This is a genomic window from Nocardia crassostreae (assembly GCF_001613405.1).
Taxonomy (GTDB): domain Bacteria; phylum Actinomycetota; class Actinomycetes; order Mycobacteriales; family Mycobacteriaceae; genus Nocardia; species Nocardia crassostreae.
Genome location: NZ_BDCH01000006.1, coordinates 185,174 through 199,354 on the forward strand (window position 1 = coordinate 185,174; position 14,181 = coordinate 199,354).

General features: G+C 66.9%; 18 protein-coding genes. 8 read left to right on the top strand and 10 right to left on the bottom strand.

The window, feature by feature from the left end:
• Positions 1–7: 7 nt before the first annotated feature.
• On the top strand, positions 8–928 hold the full coding sequence (locus NC4_RS03795) for a DUF5926 family protein (RefSeq protein WP_157554240.1): 921 nt from the start codon (positions 8–10) through the stop codon (positions 926–928).
• 327 nt (positions 929–1,255) lie between these two features.
• Here NC4_RS03795 and NC4_RS03800 read toward each other — a convergent pair whose 3' ends face one another.
• The 4 genes from NC4_RS03800 to NC4_RS03815 form a co-directional block, all read right to left on the bottom strand.
• A complete protein-coding gene (locus NC4_RS03800) occupies positions 1,256–1,804 on the bottom strand; it encodes a ferritin (RefSeq protein ID WP_067532234.1) in 549 nt (182 codons plus the stop codon).
• 106 nt (positions 1,805–1,910) lie between these two features.
• Positions 1,911–3,287: an LCP family protein gene (locus tag NC4_RS03805; protein WP_084528425.1), complete on the bottom strand. Its 1,377-nt coding sequence runs from the start codon at positions 3,285–3,287 to the stop codon at positions 1,911–1,913.
• 50 nt (positions 3,288–3,337) lie between these two features.
• Positions 3,338–4,117: a CPBP family intramembrane glutamic endopeptidase gene (locus NC4_RS03810; protein WP_067532240.1), complete on the bottom strand. Its 780-nt coding sequence runs from the start codon at positions 4,115–4,117 to the stop codon at positions 3,338–3,340.
• Between the two features lie 50 nt (positions 4,118–4,167).
• A complete protein-coding gene (locus tag NC4_RS03815; protein ID WP_067532244.1) occupies positions 4,168–4,938 on the bottom strand; it encodes a DUF2470 domain-containing protein in 771 nt (256 codons plus the stop codon).
• A gap of 87 nt (positions 4,939–5,025) precedes the next feature.
• On the opposite strand from NC4_RS03815, the gene NC4_RS03820 reads away from it, so the two are divergent.
• From NC4_RS03820 to NC4_RS03830, 3 genes are all read left to right on the top strand, one after another.
• Entirely contained in the window at positions 5,026–5,448 is a 423-nt protein-coding gene (locus NC4_RS03820) for a hypothetical protein (protein WP_067532419.1), read from the top strand.
• A gap of 71 nt (positions 5,449–5,519) precedes the next feature.
• Positions 5,520–6,437 (top strand): prephenate dehydratase, encoded by a 918-nt coding sequence (pheA, locus tag NC4_RS03825; protein ID WP_067532247.1) that lies wholly within the window; start codon positions 5,520–5,522, stop codon positions 6,435–6,437.
• On the top strand, positions 6,434–7,096 hold the full coding sequence (locus tag NC4_RS03830; protein ID WP_067532249.1) for a histidine phosphatase family protein: 663 nt from the start codon (positions 6,434–6,436) through the stop codon (positions 7,094–7,096). The genes pheA and NC4_RS03830 overlap by 4 nt, the downstream gene beginning before the upstream one ends.
• Before the next feature lie 7 nt (positions 7,097–7,103).
• Here the strand turns inward: NC4_RS03830 and NC4_RS03835 are convergent, their stop codons facing one another.
• The 3 genes from NC4_RS03835 to NC4_RS03845 are packed head-to-tail and all read right to left on the bottom strand — an operon-like array spanning position 7,104 to position 8,786.
• Positions 7,104–7,991, bottom strand: coding sequence for a helix-turn-helix domain-containing protein (locus NC4_RS03835; RefSeq protein WP_067532251.1), 888 nt, complete (start codon positions 7,989–7,991; stop codon positions 7,104–7,106).
• On the bottom strand, positions 7,949–8,470 hold the full coding sequence (locus NC4_RS03840; RefSeq protein WP_067532254.1) for a DUF6879 family protein: 522 nt from the start codon (positions 8,468–8,470) through the stop codon (positions 7,949–7,951). The genes NC4_RS03835 and NC4_RS03840 overlap by 43 nt, the downstream gene beginning before the upstream one ends.
• Positions 8,451–8,786 carry a hypothetical protein gene (locus tag NC4_RS03845; protein ID WP_067532257.1) on the bottom strand — a complete coding sequence of 112 codons (336 nt, stop codon included), beginning with the start codon at positions 8,784–8,786 and terminating at the stop codon, positions 8,451–8,453. The genes NC4_RS03840 and NC4_RS03845 overlap by 20 nt, the downstream gene beginning before the upstream one ends.
• 210 nt (positions 8,787–8,996) lie before the next feature.
• Here NC4_RS03845 and NC4_RS03850 point away from each other — a divergent pair, with 210 nt between their 5' ends.
• Positions 8,997–9,386: a hypothetical protein gene (locus NC4_RS03850; RefSeq protein WP_067532260.1), complete on the top strand. Its 390-nt coding sequence runs from the start codon at positions 8,997–8,999 to the stop codon at positions 9,384–9,386.
• Here the strand turns inward: NC4_RS03850 and NC4_RS03855 are convergent.
• The 3 genes from NC4_RS03855 to NC4_RS03865 are packed head-to-tail and all read right to left on the bottom strand — an operon-like array spanning position 9,373 to position 11,623.
• Positions 9,373–10,140 (bottom strand): glycerophosphodiester phosphodiesterase, encoded by a 768-nt coding sequence (locus NC4_RS03855; RefSeq protein ID WP_067532267.1) that lies wholly within the window; start codon positions 10,138–10,140, stop codon positions 9,373–9,375. The two genes, NC4_RS03850 and NC4_RS03855, sit on opposite strands and share 14 nt — an antisense overlap.
• Positions 10,137–11,264 (bottom strand): DUF4328 domain-containing protein, encoded by a 1,128-nt coding sequence (locus NC4_RS03860; RefSeq protein WP_067532270.1) that lies wholly within the window; start codon positions 11,262–11,264, stop codon positions 10,137–10,139. The genes NC4_RS03855 and NC4_RS03860 overlap by 4 nt, the downstream gene beginning before the upstream one ends.
• A complete protein-coding gene (locus NC4_RS03865) occupies positions 11,264–11,623 on the bottom strand; it encodes a rhodanese-like domain-containing protein (RefSeq protein ID WP_084528427.1) in 360 nt (119 codons plus the stop codon). The genes NC4_RS03860 and NC4_RS03865 overlap by 1 nt, the downstream gene beginning before the upstream one ends.
• Positions 11,624–11,840: 217 nt before the next feature.
• Between NC4_RS03865 and NC4_RS03870 the strand changes: the two genes are divergently transcribed.
• From NC4_RS03870 to NC4_RS03880, 3 genes are all read left to right on the top strand, one after another.
• The gene (locus NC4_RS03870; RefSeq protein ID WP_067532272.1) at positions 11,841–12,452 is read left to right on the top strand and encodes a hypothetical protein; all 612 of its coding nucleotides are present in this window, start codon (positions 11,841–11,843) and stop codon (positions 12,450–12,452) included.
• Positions 12,453–12,649: 197 nt separating this feature from the next.
• Complete coding sequence (locus NC4_RS03875; protein ID WP_067532273.1) at positions 12,650–13,273, top strand: superoxide dismutase; 624 nt, start codon at positions 12,650–12,652, stop codon at positions 13,271–13,273.
• Positions 13,274–13,446: 173 nt separating this feature from the next.
• The gene (locus NC4_RS03880) at positions 13,447–13,968 is read left to right on the top strand and encodes a peptidase (protein WP_067532275.1); all 522 of its coding nucleotides are present in this window, start codon (positions 13,447–13,449) and stop codon (positions 13,966–13,968) included.
• Positions 13,969–14,181: the final 213 nt, after the last annotated feature.

The following is a 14,181-nucleotide window of genomic DNA, read 5'->3' on the forward strand; positions in this document are numbered from 1 at the left end:
CTGCCGCATCATGGGTAAGAGCAAGCGGAATAGTCCCAAGCCGGACAGCAACCGGGCGCAGAAGCTGGCCGCGCGCCGCGCCGCGCAGGAGCAGGCCGCGCAGACCGTCACGCGCCCGTTCGAGGGCTTGGCCGCGGAATGCGATCTCGTCGCGCTACGGGAGTTCGTGCCGTCCGCGACCGCGACGCTGAAGCTGTCACCGAATGTGGCCGCCGAGCGGGCCGTCACCCTCGCCACCGTGCTGCCCGGCGCGGTGGCCGCGCTGGTGCGGGCCGGAGACGAGGCGACCGGTTTCGTCGGCACGCAGGTGCAGTTCCAGTCGGATAATCCGGCCGCGGATCTGGCCAACGCGATCCTGTGGACCCAGTCCGCCGAGCCGGGAGATTCGCTTGCCGCCGCGAGTACCGATGGCGTGCCGAGTCTTTCGGAGGTTCTCGACGCGGGCGCGGCCCTCGATCTGACCGTGCACCAGGACTTCAACTGGTGGGTGCCGGAGGGCGTGACGCCGGATCCGCAGGTGGCCGCCACCATCGAGCAGGCCAATCAGGCCATCATGCCCTCGGCCCGGTTAAATCTGGGCGCCGACGGTATCGGCGCGGCCTGGTGGGTGGACGCGGGCGAGAAGGCGCATGTGCGCTGGGTGCGGCCCGAGGACGAGGATGCGCTCATGCTGGCGCTCGCGCGGCTGCACGCGGCGGGCGGCCTGCACTTGGGCGAGGGTTCGCGGTTCGCGGGTTCCTTCCGCACGCACGGCCTGCTGGTCCCGGTCTTCGATCTCGATCCGGAAAAGCACGCCACCGAATGGGAGGCTCCCGCACGGGAATTCGGCGCCCGCTTGGCCGACGCGCTGAAGAACGACACGCCGCTGACCTCCGAGGAGCGTCGCTCTCGCGATGGTCTGCGCTCGCGCCAGGTGACCTTGCGCTGAGTCTCTGAGCTGCGACTTCCGGGCCGCTCGCCGGTGGATTCCGATCCGCTGCGGGCGACCCGCGGTTTTCGCCGGGGAATTTTTTGAAAAACAGCCTTTTCGCAACCTGTTCTAGGTTACGTTCTCATCACCCCAGAAGGTCGGGGGCCGAACCGGGAAACCGATTCGGGCAGTGATGAGGAGAAAACAATGGATGCCATTCTCGAGCTGATCAAGAGTCTCGTTAGCACTCTTTCCAGCAGCCTCTCCAAGGAATGATCGACCTTCCCCGGTAGATCAGCGACAGCCCCGGTCCAGCGCAAGGGACCGGGGCTGTTGTCCTGAAATCTAGAGTGCGCCGCCGGCGGCGTGCGGAGCGCCGGACGCATCGCTCGGGGAACTCATTTCGCGGGATACGTAATTCTCCAGATCGAACAGGTTCGCACTGGCCCGTTCGGCCACGGTGAGCAGGGTGCGCATGGTCGCCACTTCCTCGACCTGCTCCTTGAGGAACCACTGCAGGAACTGCTCGCCCTGGTAGTCGCCCTCTTCGCGGGCGGTCTTGGCGAGCTGGATGATCTGCTCGGTGACCGTCTGCTCCTGGGCGAGCGCCAGTGCGATGGGCTCCTTGGCATTCGCGAATTCGGACTTCGCGGCATCGGTGTTCGCCACCTCGACGCTGATATCCAGGTCGAGCAGATAGCGGGCGATCATCATCGCGTGATTGCGTTCCTCGACGGCCTGCTTGTAGAAATACTTCGCGAGGATCGGCAGATCGGCATTGTCGAACCACAGTGCAATGGCGATGTACTGGTGTTCGGTATTGAATTCGTTGCGGATCTGATCCTGCAGCAGGGAGTGGAACTTGCTGCGCTTGGTTTGGGTGCGGGTGGACATGGGGGAGACATTAGCCCTGGTCATACCGCGTGTCATCCAAGTGCAACCTTATTGAGCACAGCCTTATTGAGGCAAGTATTACCTAAAACGGGCGTCCGGTTTACCCCTAATTCCCGACCGTCGTGATCAGGTCCGACGGTATCGGCTGGTCGGTTTCCAGGGCCTCGAAGAACCTGCTCGCGCGGTCTTTGTCCCAGAGCAGCACATTGCCCACATCCGTATCGGTGAACCCGCCGATGGGGACCGTGGTTGCCACCGGATCGCCGCTCAGCGCCTTGCCCAGTAGCGCCAGATGCCAGACGTGATCTCCGTCATCCACCTTCAAAGCCTTTGTCAAGCCCTGTATCAGCGGCCAGGACCGGAACGGATTGGCCAGCGTGGCCGGGCTGGACGCCTTCTTCAGCAGGGCGCTCAAGAACTTTCGCTGATTGAGCATGCGCTCCAGATCGGCGGTGGAGGTGGCGCGTGAGCGCACGAAGCCGAGGGCATTGGCGCCATTGAGCTTCTGGCAGCCCGCGGGCAGATCGATACCCGCGAGCGGATCGTTGATGGGCTGGTCCAGGCACATGTCGATACCGCCGACGGCATCGACGATATCGGCGAAGCCGCCGAATCCGACCTGCGCGTAATGGTCGATGTGCAGACCGGTCGCACCCTCCACCGTCTGCACCAGCAGCCGCGGGCCGCCGAAGGAGAAGGCGGAGTTGAGCTTGTCCTTGCCGTAGCCCGGAATGCTCACATACGAATCGCGCGGCAGGCTGACCAGCGTCGGCTGCCCGGACTCCGGAATGTGCACCAGCAGAATGGTGTCGGTCCGCTCGGACCCGACCTCCCCGCCGGTCGACAGTTCCTGTTCCTGCTCCGCCGTGAGCCCGGACCGGCTGTCGGACCCGACCAAAAGCCAATTCGTCCCGGGCGTGTCGCCGGGGCGCCCTTCGTAATCGGTGAGCACATCGATGCGCTCCAGATTCCGGTCCAAATAGATGGCCGCCGCGACGGGCAGGCACAGCAGCACCACCAGCAGCATGAGAACGATGCGCCCCCAGCGGAACCGATATCTGCGCTTTCGCGGCTCCCGCGGCGGCTTACCGCCACGCTCGCGCCGGGATGGCGGCGACGGCGGCGGTGGCGGGGAAGTCGCCTCCCGATACGGCACCGGTTGCTGGGTCGGCGCATGCGTCATGGGCGCGCGCTCACGGTCCGGATAGCGGGGCGGCTGCTGCCGCTCCCGAACCGGCGGCTGCGGGGGTTGCGGCGGCCGCGGCGGCTGATTGCGCGGATTGCGCACCGTGGGCGTCTGCGAATAGGCAAGCGCCGGACCGGCTTCCTCGCGCGGCAGGCGCTTGGTCGGCCCGAGCGAATCGGGTCGCGGACCGCGGGCCTGCGGTGGCGGCCCGGGATTCGGCCGGGGCGGCCTACCCGCCCAGCCCGGCGGCGGCTCCCGGCGCATCCGTGCATTGTGCTGGGGTTCGTCGCCGTTCATCACCGATGATGCTACTGATCGAACCGTCCGGGGGGTTCATTCCGATCGGATCACGGCAGCCAGGAGACATGCCCGCGCAGGGCCGCGTAGCCGAGATAGGCGATGGTGTCGATGAGGGCGTGGGCCAGCAGCAGTGGCCATAAACGGTTGGTGCGCTGCCAGTATCGGCCGAAGATGAGGCCCATCACCACATTGCCGAGCCCGCCGCCGACACCCTGGTAAAGGTGATAACTGCCACGCAGCAGGGCGGACGCGAGCAGTGACCGGTTTTCCGACCAGCCGAGCTGCCGGAGCCGGGTGATCAGATAGGCGACCACGAGGACTTCCTCGGCCGCCGAATTCGCCCAGGCGGTGAGCACCAGCATGGGCAGGCGCCACCAGTACTCGAGCGATCCGGGGACGATGGTGACGCTCACGCCCAGGGCGTGCGCGGTGAGATACAGCCCCAGGCCGGGGATTCCGATCACCGCGGCCAGCACGAGTCCGGGCAGTACATCGGCCTTCCAGCGCAACCGCGCGGCCAGCCCGATCAGGCGCGGCCCGATCCCGCTGCGCCACAACAGGTACAGCCCCAGCGCCGCCCAGCCCAGCAGCCGGGCCACGCTCAGGAACTGGAACAGCAGGTCGATGGCCGATTGCGCGGCGCGCGAGGGGTTGAGCGCAATGGTCTGCGCGCCCACCCCGCCGGGCGAGAGCGCGCTCTCCAGCAGCGACAGCGCCGCATTGGCCCCGCTCAGCCCGAAGGTGACGATCAGCACCACCGCAATCTCGAGGCGGATGGCCCGCTGCTCCGATGCGGTGGTGGACGCGGGCTCGGCTGCCGAAGACATGGCAGTCAATCTAGGTGCCGCCGGGCGCGGCGGCCGGTTGCGGCCTGCGCTCAGATGCGGTGCAGGCCGCGGCGGAACGGATCCACGGCGAGCGCTTGCACCGCGCGGCTGAGGGATTCGACATCGTCGGCGGGCGAGGGGAACGACAGCCGGATGTCGTGGTCGGCCTCGGCGGCCTCGACGCGCAGCGTCACGCCGTAACGGTCGATGGCCAGCGGGTGGACCAGCGCGCCACGCCGGATATCGGAGGGCAGGTGATGGGCCAGCCGGTCGATGACATCGGCGTGATCGGCGTGCAGATGCTGCAGCCAGGCGGCTTCCATGGCGCAGAACGGATCCGGCCGGGCGGCCCGCAGCTGGTCGCGGTCGACGGCATCCGCGCCCGCGGTATCGGCGACCACGGCCGAGTCGACCACCAGGCGCAGCAGCGTGGCGGTGTGGCCGATATCGAGCAGCGCCGGATTCGGATGATCCTCCGCGACGGCCGCGGCCAGGGCGCGCTGGGCGTGGGCGGGCACCGCGTGCACCCAGCCGCGCAGCCACACCAGGGCGCGCACGGGTTCGCGCAGCGGCAGCGGGGCGTGGTCGGTGAGTTCCAGGACCGCGGGCGAGCCCGCGGTTCCGGTGCCGCCGACCAGCAGATTGGCGGTGGAGGTGGATGGCACCGCGACGACGATGTCGCCGCACTGCCGCAGCAGGTGCACCGAGGTGGGTACCGGATCGAGGCCGGGCAGGGCCAGCACCGCGCTCTCGGCGTGGGCGCAGGCGCTGTGCACGCGTTCGGCGATATTGGGGGCGACGGCCGGTGCCGCGTGGGGCATACACACCTCCGAGAGGAAATTAGGTAAACCTAAGCTAAGTGAGAGTGTGATCTCGCGCAACCCATGGGCTCGCATACGGTGAAACTCGTGCCGCACGATTCCGCTCCCGCGCCCGAACCGGTCCTCATGCAGTTGACCGTTCCCGGGAAGAACGCCGCGCCGACCCTGCTCGACGGACTGGTGCGCCCGATCGGCGCCGTGCCCGCCGCCGCGGTCCTGGAGCCGACCGCCGACGACGAGGCCGTATCGGAATTCCTGGTCCGAATCGCGCACGGCGACACCGGTTTCGTCGCCCGCACCGACTCCGGTCCGCGGGCGCTGGCCCTCGTCGCCGCCACGGTCGCCGCGCTCTGCGGTGAGGACATTCGCGCCGCGCTGACCTCACCGGACATCGAATTCGTCAAGGGTTTGAAGCCGCCCGCGGTCGAAGCGCTGCGCGGCGTCCTGGTCGCCGTCGAGACGAATGATCCCGACGCCGTGCACGCCGCGCTCGCCGTCCTCGCCGACTGATCGGGTGTGGAGTTACTGAGGAGTCGGCCAAACCGCGAGGGGACTCCGGATCCGCAAGTAATGTCGTAGCCGTGCCGCGTATCGCCTACTTCGGGCCGTCGGGAACCTTTACGGAGATGGCCCTCGCAAAACTCGAGTCCGCCGGAATGTTCGGCGGGCCGGTCGAGCGTGTCCCAGCGGCCAGCCAGGGCGCGGCGATCGAACTGGTGCGGGCCGCGAGCGTCGAGGGCGCGGTGGTGCCGATCGAGAGTTCGGTGGAGGGCTCGATCGCCCCCACCCTGGACGCGCTGGCTGTCGGGCCGCGGCTGCAGATCATGGCCGAGACCGAACTGGATGTGGCTTTCACGATTCTCGGCAGGCCCGGCACGGAGTTGGCCGATGTGCGGCGCGTCGCCGCCTATCCGGTGGCGGCCGCGCAGGTCCGCATGTGGCTGGCGCATCGACTACCCGAGGCGGAGCTCTACACCTCGGCCTCGAATGCCGCCGCCGCCGAGGATGTGGCCGCCGGGCACGCCGACGCCGCCGTCTCGACCGCGCTGGCGGGACAGCGTCTCGGCCTGTCGGTGCTGGCCTCCGGGGTCGCCGATCATGATCAGGCGGTGACCCGTTTCGTCCTGGTCGCGCCGCCGCAGCCGCCGCTGCCGCGCACCGGGGCCGATCGCACCTCGATCGTGCTGGAACTGGCCAAGGAGCCAGGTTCGCTCATGCGCGCGCTCGCGGAATTCGCCGCGCGCGGCATCGATCTCACCCGTATCGAATCGCGACCGACCCGCACCGGTATGGGCACCTATCGTTTCTACCTGGACTGTGTCGGACATATCGACGACGCCGCGGTCGCCGAAGCGCTGAAGGCGTTGCACCGCACGGCCGACCGGGTCCGTTACCTCGGATCCTGGCCGACCACCGCGCCGACCGGAACCCCGCCGCCCGCCGATGAACCGGCGGCGGCCTGGCTGGCCGATCTGAGGAAGGGGGTGGCGGACCTGTGACGGGCAAACTCGTCCTGGTGCGGCACGGTGAGACCGAGGGCAATGTCGCCAAGATCCTGGACACCCGGTTACCGGGCCTGCCGCTCACCGAACGCGGTGTGGCGCAGGCCAAGACCTTCGGCTCGAACCTGAGCAAACCGCCCCGCAAGCTGTTCTGCTCGGAAGCGCTGCGCGCCAGACAGACCGGCGGCTACATCGAAGCCGCCACCGGCGTGCCGCTCGAGATCCTCGACGGACTGCAGGAAGTTCAGCTCGGCGATCTCGAGGGACTCAATACCCGCGAGGCGCACGAGACCTTCCAGGACATCTACCACTCCTGGCATTTCGGCGACCTCGACACCCGCGTACCCGGCGGCGAATCCGGCCGAGACGTCCTGAACCGATACGTTCCGGCCCTGGAGCGCCTGCGCGACGAATACCTGTCCGACGGCGACGACGGCGATGTCCTCCTGATCAGCCACGGCGCCGCCATGCGCCTGGTGTCCCGCGAATTGACCGGCGTCCCACGCCTGTTCGCGGCCAACAACCACCTGGACAACACCGAGACCATCGAACTGCTCCCGTTCTCCGACGGCCAGTGGGAGTGCACCCGCTGGGGCCGCTACCCGGCCCCGTTCGCGGACTACATCGAACCCACCGGCGACGACCCTATGGGCTGACCCGCCGTCAGGCACCAGGGCCGAGGTCCTGGCGAGATCGAATCTCGAGGGCCTCGCGGATCAGTTCCAGAGCCACCTCTCCCTTGACGGCCTGCCGGACCAAGATCCGAAATGCCCTCTCGTACAAGGCCACCTCGCGCGGCTGGGTTATCGTCAGCTCTGCGGTGGCCGTCTCCACGTGAACCTGTCGGACGTCGTACATCAGGAAGTTTGTGACGGGGCAGCGGAATTGCACTGTTCGCGGGATGACCCCCACAGCAAGCCGTGATGAACGAACGTGAGCTTCGAGGTGTTCGAGCTGGCCGACCATGATCGCATCCGATCCAACCGTCGTGTACAACGCCTGCTCGGCGACCAAGAAGTGAAAACGCCTCGTCCCCTTGCGGAGAACCTGCTGGCGCTCCATCCGCGCCACTTCGGCGGCGGCCAGATCGTCAGGGCCGCCTACGAACTGGATGCACTCCCTGAGAATCTCCGTGGCGTAGTCGCGGGTCTGCAACAAGCCTGGAATCAGGTCGGGGTCATATCCGCGGATCAGCTTGGAATCGGTCTCAACCTGCGCGGTCTTCCGTTGTGCGTGGTGGGATTGAATACGCTTCCACTCCAACCAGGCGGCTTCGACATTTCGGACGGAAGCGATCAGGTCGGCCACCTGAAAAGGCGCGTCGGTCAGAGCACACCATGTGTGGATGTCTTGCTCGGTTGGGATTTGTTTCCCGTGCTCGTAACGAGAAACCTTGGAATTGTCCCAGCCTGCGAGCCTGGCCAGCTCCAGGCCCGTCAAGCCGGACTGCTTTCGGAGTTCTCGAAGTCGCGCGCCGAGTGTTTCTCGTGCTTGCTGGACGCTGCTCACTACTTGATTCGGTATTCCGCGTGAGGTGTCGCGAGACCCCATACGCGATCACGGACAGAGCCGCAGTAGGCGACGATCCCCTGGTCATGAGTGACAGCAAATCCGCCGAGGGTTTCGTCAGGCCTGAAGGCCGTGAACGCTACGGTGTCATCATCGAACAGCCACCAATCGTCTGCTGTCAGCTCGGCCGGATCGATTGCATGGCGTGGAAGCCAACGGATGTCCTCACCGGAGTCGATGTTGCTTCCCGTCGTGGCATACAGGAACCGCGTGTAGTCGGTATGCGGTTCGGTCACCACACGGACCCGCTGCACCGCACGACCTGATTCGGTGACCTCGAGCATGAGGTCGTCCCAGTGCCGCCACTCCGGGTCGTACTCGAACTCACCGGTTTCGAGGAACTTCGCCAATGCCTCGGCTTCATCCTCGACCGCGTAGCTGTCCTGGACCTCTAGATGAAATGCACGATGCCGACAGTCCCTGAACAACTGCTCGTGTTCGTCAGCGCTGAGTAGTTGCATCGTCAGGACGGACTTCCTTTCCCATCGGTACCTCGATACTGCGTTCCCCGGCCGAGGAGTTGATCGCTTCCAACGCGGCCGGATCGGTGACAGGTTCGCCTTCGAGCAGGAACGTCCCGTGTCCGGTGTCGTGGAGCAGGGTACCGAGGCAGGTCCCTTCTTCGAGGTAGGTCAACAAGCGATGTGGAATCTCGATGTTTCGGGAGTCTTGTTCTGGGACTTCCCATCCCAGGACGATGTACGTATCTCGCTCTGACGCGTACAGGGTCGGTGACCCGCTGTTACGGGTGTCTACTCCGAGGAAGCGCAGAAGCATGATCGATACCTCCCGATCAGAGTTGTTGGTAGCTCGCATATGAGCGTGTTCCTGATTCGCAGGTCAGGTCAATGGTTTGCAGGGAACCTGTGCAAACATCTACAAACCGCTGGTCATAAGCCTGCGTCGCTCCATAGCGTTTGGATAGCGCTCGGGGACGGTGCAGTCGTCCCGATCCCGAGTCGCCCCACCACGACGACAGGGGCTGATGTGAGCGACGAACCGCAGATTCAGGACAAAGCGATCGTCTATATCTTCCGGCCGTTGCTGACCAGTAAGGCGGATCTGGATTGGGCGGAGTTCTATGCCCGGCAGCGAGCGGAAGCGTTGAACCTTCGGGTTGCTCACGTTCTCGTTGTGGACAACACGAATTCGGATCGGATGGGGATGCTGTATCGGCTTGCCCGGCAAGTCGATTCGGGTTGCGTGATCACGCCCGACCTGAAACACGTCGGTGGGAACGCAAGGCGGGTCACCGCTTTCGCCGAGTTGCTGACGGTGAAGCCGCCGTGGCGGTATCGCTGGCGGCTCCGCGTGTCTGCGCACGAATTGCGGAAGGCCCTGGAGCCGTTGCCGGATGGGGTTGTTATGCGGCGGTGAGCAGGGACTTGGTGCGGCAGGGGTGGTTGGTGGCGACCCAGCTGACGCCGAGGTCGGCGCAGAGTTTGATGTCGTCGGCGTCGTCTACGGTCCAGCAGTAGGTGGCGCGGCCTGCGGCGGCGGCGCGGTCTACCAGGTCCGGGTGTTCGCGCAGGGCGCGGACGGAGGGGCCGATGGCGGTGGCGCCCACGGTGGTTGCGGCGCCGCCTGCCAAGTAGAGGGAGGATTCGCCGAGGAGGACGGTGGGGAGCAGGGGTGCGGCGCGGCGGATGCGCCAGACCGCGGTGGCGGCGAAGGACATGACGACCGCGCGGGAGTGGTCGGCGGAGGCGGGGGTGGCGATGTTGTAGCGCTGCAATTCGTTCAGCAGCGTGGTCTCGACCAAGGCGCCGTAGCGGACGGGGTGTTTGGTCTCGATGAAGAGTTTGGTGGGGCGGCTCTTCCAATCCAGGACCAGCTCGATGAGCTGCGCCAGGGTGAGGATGGGGGCGGGTTCGCCGTCGGCGCCGAAGTCGAGGGCCTCGAGCTCGTCCAGGGTCATCTCGCTGACCGCGCCGGTGCCATTGGAGGTGCGGTCCACGGTGCGGTCGTGCACGCACACCAGATGGCCGTCCTTGGTCAGGCGGATATCGCATTCGACGCCGTCGGCGCCCTCCTGCAAGGCGAGATCGTAGGCGGCGAGGGTGTGTTCGGGCCGTGCCGCCGACGCCCCCCGATGCGCGACCACGAATGGTGCGCGATTGGCCGAGCTCACTTCGCCAATACCTCCTCTTGCTCGCGGTCCGGCGCACCGCCGGAGTTCGCGGGCGCGGCATCCGGATTCAATGCTCCGAGCTCATCATTCCCGACGGCGGCGGCGGGCGCGCGCCCGGCGGAACCGGAGGCGTCGGCGGCCGCGCCCGGTTGCACCGGTTCGATAACCGGTTCCGCCCCGGCGGGCGCGATCAACCAGCGCTTGACGGCCAGTTCGCGGCCCCGCAGATCCCGTCCGGCGAAGGCCCGCACCACCCACAGCGTGAGCGCCGCCACGGCGGCGGCGATCAGATCCGTCACCACCGTGAACAGCACGCCGTCCGCTTCGACCTGCAGGGATCCGGCGCACTTGTACAGCAGCGCGATGACGACGACCGCACCGTTCAGAACCCAAGCGCTCCACCAGATCCGCACCACCCGCAGCAGGCGATCAGCACCGCGCAGCCGTGCGGCCTCGGTCAGGAAGACGCCCGGGAGCACCAGGTTCACCCCGGGCACCAAGCAGCCCAACGCGAGCGCGCGCGGCGAGCGCGGATCCCGTTTCCCGGCATCGGCATACGCGGCCCGCCGGGTCGCGGTCAGCCAGGCCACCAGCGCCAGCGCGGCGACCAGCGCGAGCAGCAGGCCCAGCACGGCCGAAAAGATCACGGCGGCATCCGATCCCCAGAGCAGCCAGGGGTGGATCAGCCGGGTGCGATTGCGCAGCAGAATGCCGTAGCGGAGCAGTTCGGCCAGGGCGGCCACGCCGAAGACCGCGGCGGTGAGGGTGAGCAGCAGGGGGATTCGCGTCGCCAGCCGCTCGAGCCGCCCCTGCGGTGCGGTGACCGGCTGCGCCGGACGATCCTGCAGACCCCAGCGCGGAATCCCGGTGTAGCGCGGGGTTTCCGGATTCGCCGCGCGGCGCGGCGAGGTCCGATCGGGATGTCCCTTACGGCCCGGGGGTCGCGCGACCCAGCGGTAGTTGCGGCGCTCCGGCGGCGCGTCCACCGGCGCCGGTGACAGCAGTACGCCGTGGCAGCGGGGGCACCAGTGCAGCGGCTTGCCCTGGACGGCCCAGCGCGCGCCGCAGCGGGCGCAGGGCTGTACGACCGGCGAGCGCGAGTCGGCCACGTGTCCCCCGTTCACTAGTAGATCTTCGGCTCTGCGCCGTCGCCCGCGAGCGGGCGGCCGGTCTGCTGCCAGGCGACCATGCCGCCGTTGACCTGTATCGCCTCGAAGCCGATGTTGTTCAAGTACTTCACCACTTCGATGGAGCGCCCGCCTTGCCGACAGACGACGTAGATCTCGGCGTCGATATCCAATTCGTCGAGGCGGGCGGGCACGTCGACCATGGGAATGTGGACGGCGCCCGGCGCGTGCCCGAGCTGCCATTCGTCGTCCTCACGGACATCTAGCAGCTGGGCGGTGTCCATGTTCGGCTCGGCCGCATCGAATTCCGCAGGCACGGCGTCGATCGGTACAGAGGGGACATGGGGACTGGTCACATTTCGATCCTGCCACGGGCGTCGCGGAGCTGTGGAGTTCTGTCCAGTGTGCATGACTCCGGCCGGGAGTTATCCACATAATCCACAACCTGATCCACAGCTTCAGACCTGTCCCGATTGTCCTTGTATGTCTGGTGCACAAGTCGAAGGCGCGCCGGTCGGCGCGCGAAAATCGGAAATCCCTGGACCTACCTGGACGAGTCGGTAGCCTGGCGCTATGACCGCGCACAGGGGGCTACTCGACGGACTGGATATCACCGGACTCAATACCGCACTCTCCGAGGCCACCTGCCTCGGCGTGGATGTCGACGCGGCGGCCGGCACGCTCCGGCTGGAACTCGACGTCCTCACCCTGCCCGTCGACGGCCCGCCGCCGGACGACTGCGATGTGTATCTGACCCTCACCGGCGTCAGCCGGGTCGCGGCCTCGTTCCGCATGCAGCGCTGGGACGATCTGGAACCGGTCATCCTGCCGCTCGCCGTGGACGGCCTGCACGACGCGGTGAGCAGTTTCGGCGGCGGCGCCCTGCACGGCTGGGAATTCTTCGACCTCGACGACAATGCCTGGACGCAGTGGCGCAAACTGCTCAGCTTCGACACCGAGCTGAGCGACCGGCAGGCCGCCCACATGCTGGAGTTCTCCCAGGAAGAGGGCATCGACCCGCGCGAACTCGATGTGCGGGTGTGGTTCGAGGGCGTCACCGTGCAGGACAAGCAGGGCAATGCCATTCCGGTCGACGAGTTCATCGCCGGTGGCGTGCGCTGGTGGCAGGCCCACGATGCCAACGACCCGCGCACCCAGAAGCCGAATATCGTGCCGCCGCTGTAGCTTTCCGCCGTGGCATGATCACGCCACTGGCGTGAATACGCACCGGGGCCGTACCGCGAATCGGCGGTGCGGCCCTTCCGCATGCGGAATGCGGGGGCGCAGAGCCCGGTTGCACCCGAGCGGGTGTACGAATGAAGGTTGAGTGCCACGGCAAACGCCGGTGAGCACGCTAGCCCCGACACTGAGGAAGGGACATCGTGGCTGTTTACATGCTGCCAGATCTGGATTACGACTACAGCGCCCTGGAGCCGTTCATCTCCGGGCAGATCAATGAGCTGCACCACTCCAAGCACCACGCCGCGTACGTCGCGGGCGCGAATGCCGCGCTGGAGAAGCTGGAGGCCGCTCGGGAGTCCGGCGATCACGCCGCCATTTTCCTGAACGAGAAGAACCTGGCCTTCCACCTGGGCGGCCACGTCAACCACTCGATCTGGTGGAAGACCCTGTCCAAGGACGGCGGCGACAAGCCGGTCGGCGATCTGGGCGCCGCCATCGACGACCAGTTCGGCTCGTTCGACAAGTTCGTCGCGCAGTTCTCCGCGGCCGCCAACGGCCTGCAGGGCTCCGGCTGGGCCTGGCTGGGCTACGACACCCTGGCCGGCAAGCTGCTCACCTTCCAGCTCACCGACCAGCAGGGCAATGTGCCGCTCGGCATCATCCCGCTGCTCGGCCTGGACATGTGGGAGCACGCCTTCTACCTGCAGTACAAGAACGTCAAGGCGGACTACGTCAAGGCGTTCTGGAACGTCGTGAACTGGGCCGAGGTGCAGGACCGCTTCGCCCGCGCCGTGAACCAGGGCAAGGGCCTCATCTTCGGCTGACCCGGCCCCGCAGTATCGAGCGGCCCGCGAACCCACCGGTTCGCGGGCCGTTGTCGTTCGCCCCGCAGCGCTGGCACTCATTGGTACTTGTGTGCCAGTTCATTGTGGGTACAACCTGGGTATCCAGAAATAGGACGGGCAAAGCCGCCCCCGGATCGTTCGGGAGGCACGTGATGAGCGACCAGATCGGTGTCATGCCGTTTCAGGCGCGCGGATCGCTGCGCGGATTCGTGATCTCCGGCCGGTGGCCGGATTCCACCAAGGAGTGGGCGCAGGTCCTGATGCTCGCGGTGCGGGTGGCCAGCCTGCCGGGGCTGCTGCCGACCACGACGGTGTTCGGGGCGCGGGAAGAACTACCGGACGAGCCGCAGCCGGGGATGGTGGGGCTGGTGATCGCGGAGGGGACGGTGCTCGGGGAGGAGGCGCTGGCGCCCGGAAAGTTTGCCGAACATGTGCCACCGGCCTTGATCATGTTGCATCCGCCGCGTGAGACGCGGCCGAGCCTGCCGGAGTGCCTGGGCGCCGCATCCGGGTGCCTGCTGCTGCCGGGCTTGCCGCATCTGGGGTTGGAGCATCGGGCGGCCTGGGTGGAGACCGACTCCGACGGGACGGTGACCTCCATGGTCAGCCGGGTGGGCGTGGACCCGATCAGCGATCCCGACACCGCGGTTCTGGCCATGCTGCTGGCCGCGTGAGGGCACCGGGAAAGTACGAATGAGGATTCCCGAAAAATCGCGGCAGTTACCCCAAACTTATTGTGCGCATTGCGATTTCGATTACGCGCGTTTGCGCGTGCCGGAATTGCCCGATAGAGTGGCGGGCAGCGAAGGGGAGTAGCCCCCAATCATGCAGTCGACATACTGACCCCCCGTGGGATCCGGCTGCGTGAACCGGAATCACCCGGTGGG

Bases quoted from the DNA above. Each gene is read 5' to 3' on its own strand.
- NC4_RS03800 (WP_067532234.1), bottom strand. From the start codon at position 1,804: ATGTCCACCCGCACCCAAACCAAGCGCAGCAAGTTCCACTCCCTGCTG.
- NC4_RS03805 (WP_084528425.1), bottom strand. From the start codon at position 3,287: ATGAACGGCGACGAACCCCAGCACAATGCACGGATGCGCCGGGAGCCG.
- NC4_RS03810 (WP_067532240.1), bottom strand. From the start codon at position 4,117: ATGTCTTCGGCAGCCGAGCCCGCGTCCACCACCGCATCGGAGCAGCGG.
- NC4_RS03815 (WP_067532244.1), bottom strand. From the start codon at position 4,938: ATGCCCCACGCGGCACCGGCCGTCGCCCCCAATATCGCCGAACGCGTG.
- NC4_RS03835 (WP_067532251.1), bottom strand. From the start codon at position 7,991: ATGGGGTCTCGCGACACCTCACGCGGAATACCGAATCAAGTAGTGAGC.
- NC4_RS03840 (WP_067532254.1), bottom strand. From the start codon at position 8,470: ATGCAACTACTCAGCGCTGACGAACACGAGCAGTTGTTCAGGGACTGT.
- NC4_RS03845 (WP_067532257.1), bottom strand. From the start codon at position 8,786: ATGCTTCTGCGCTTCCTCGGAGTAGACACCCGTAACAGCGGGTCACCG.
- NC4_RS03870 (WP_067532272.1), top strand. From the start codon at position 11,841: ATGACCGCGCACAGGGGGCTACTCGACGGACTGGATATCACCGGACTC.
- NC4_RS03880 (WP_067532275.1), top strand. From the start codon at position 13,447: ATGAGCGACCAGATCGGTGTCATGCCGTTTCAGGCGCGCGGATCGCTG.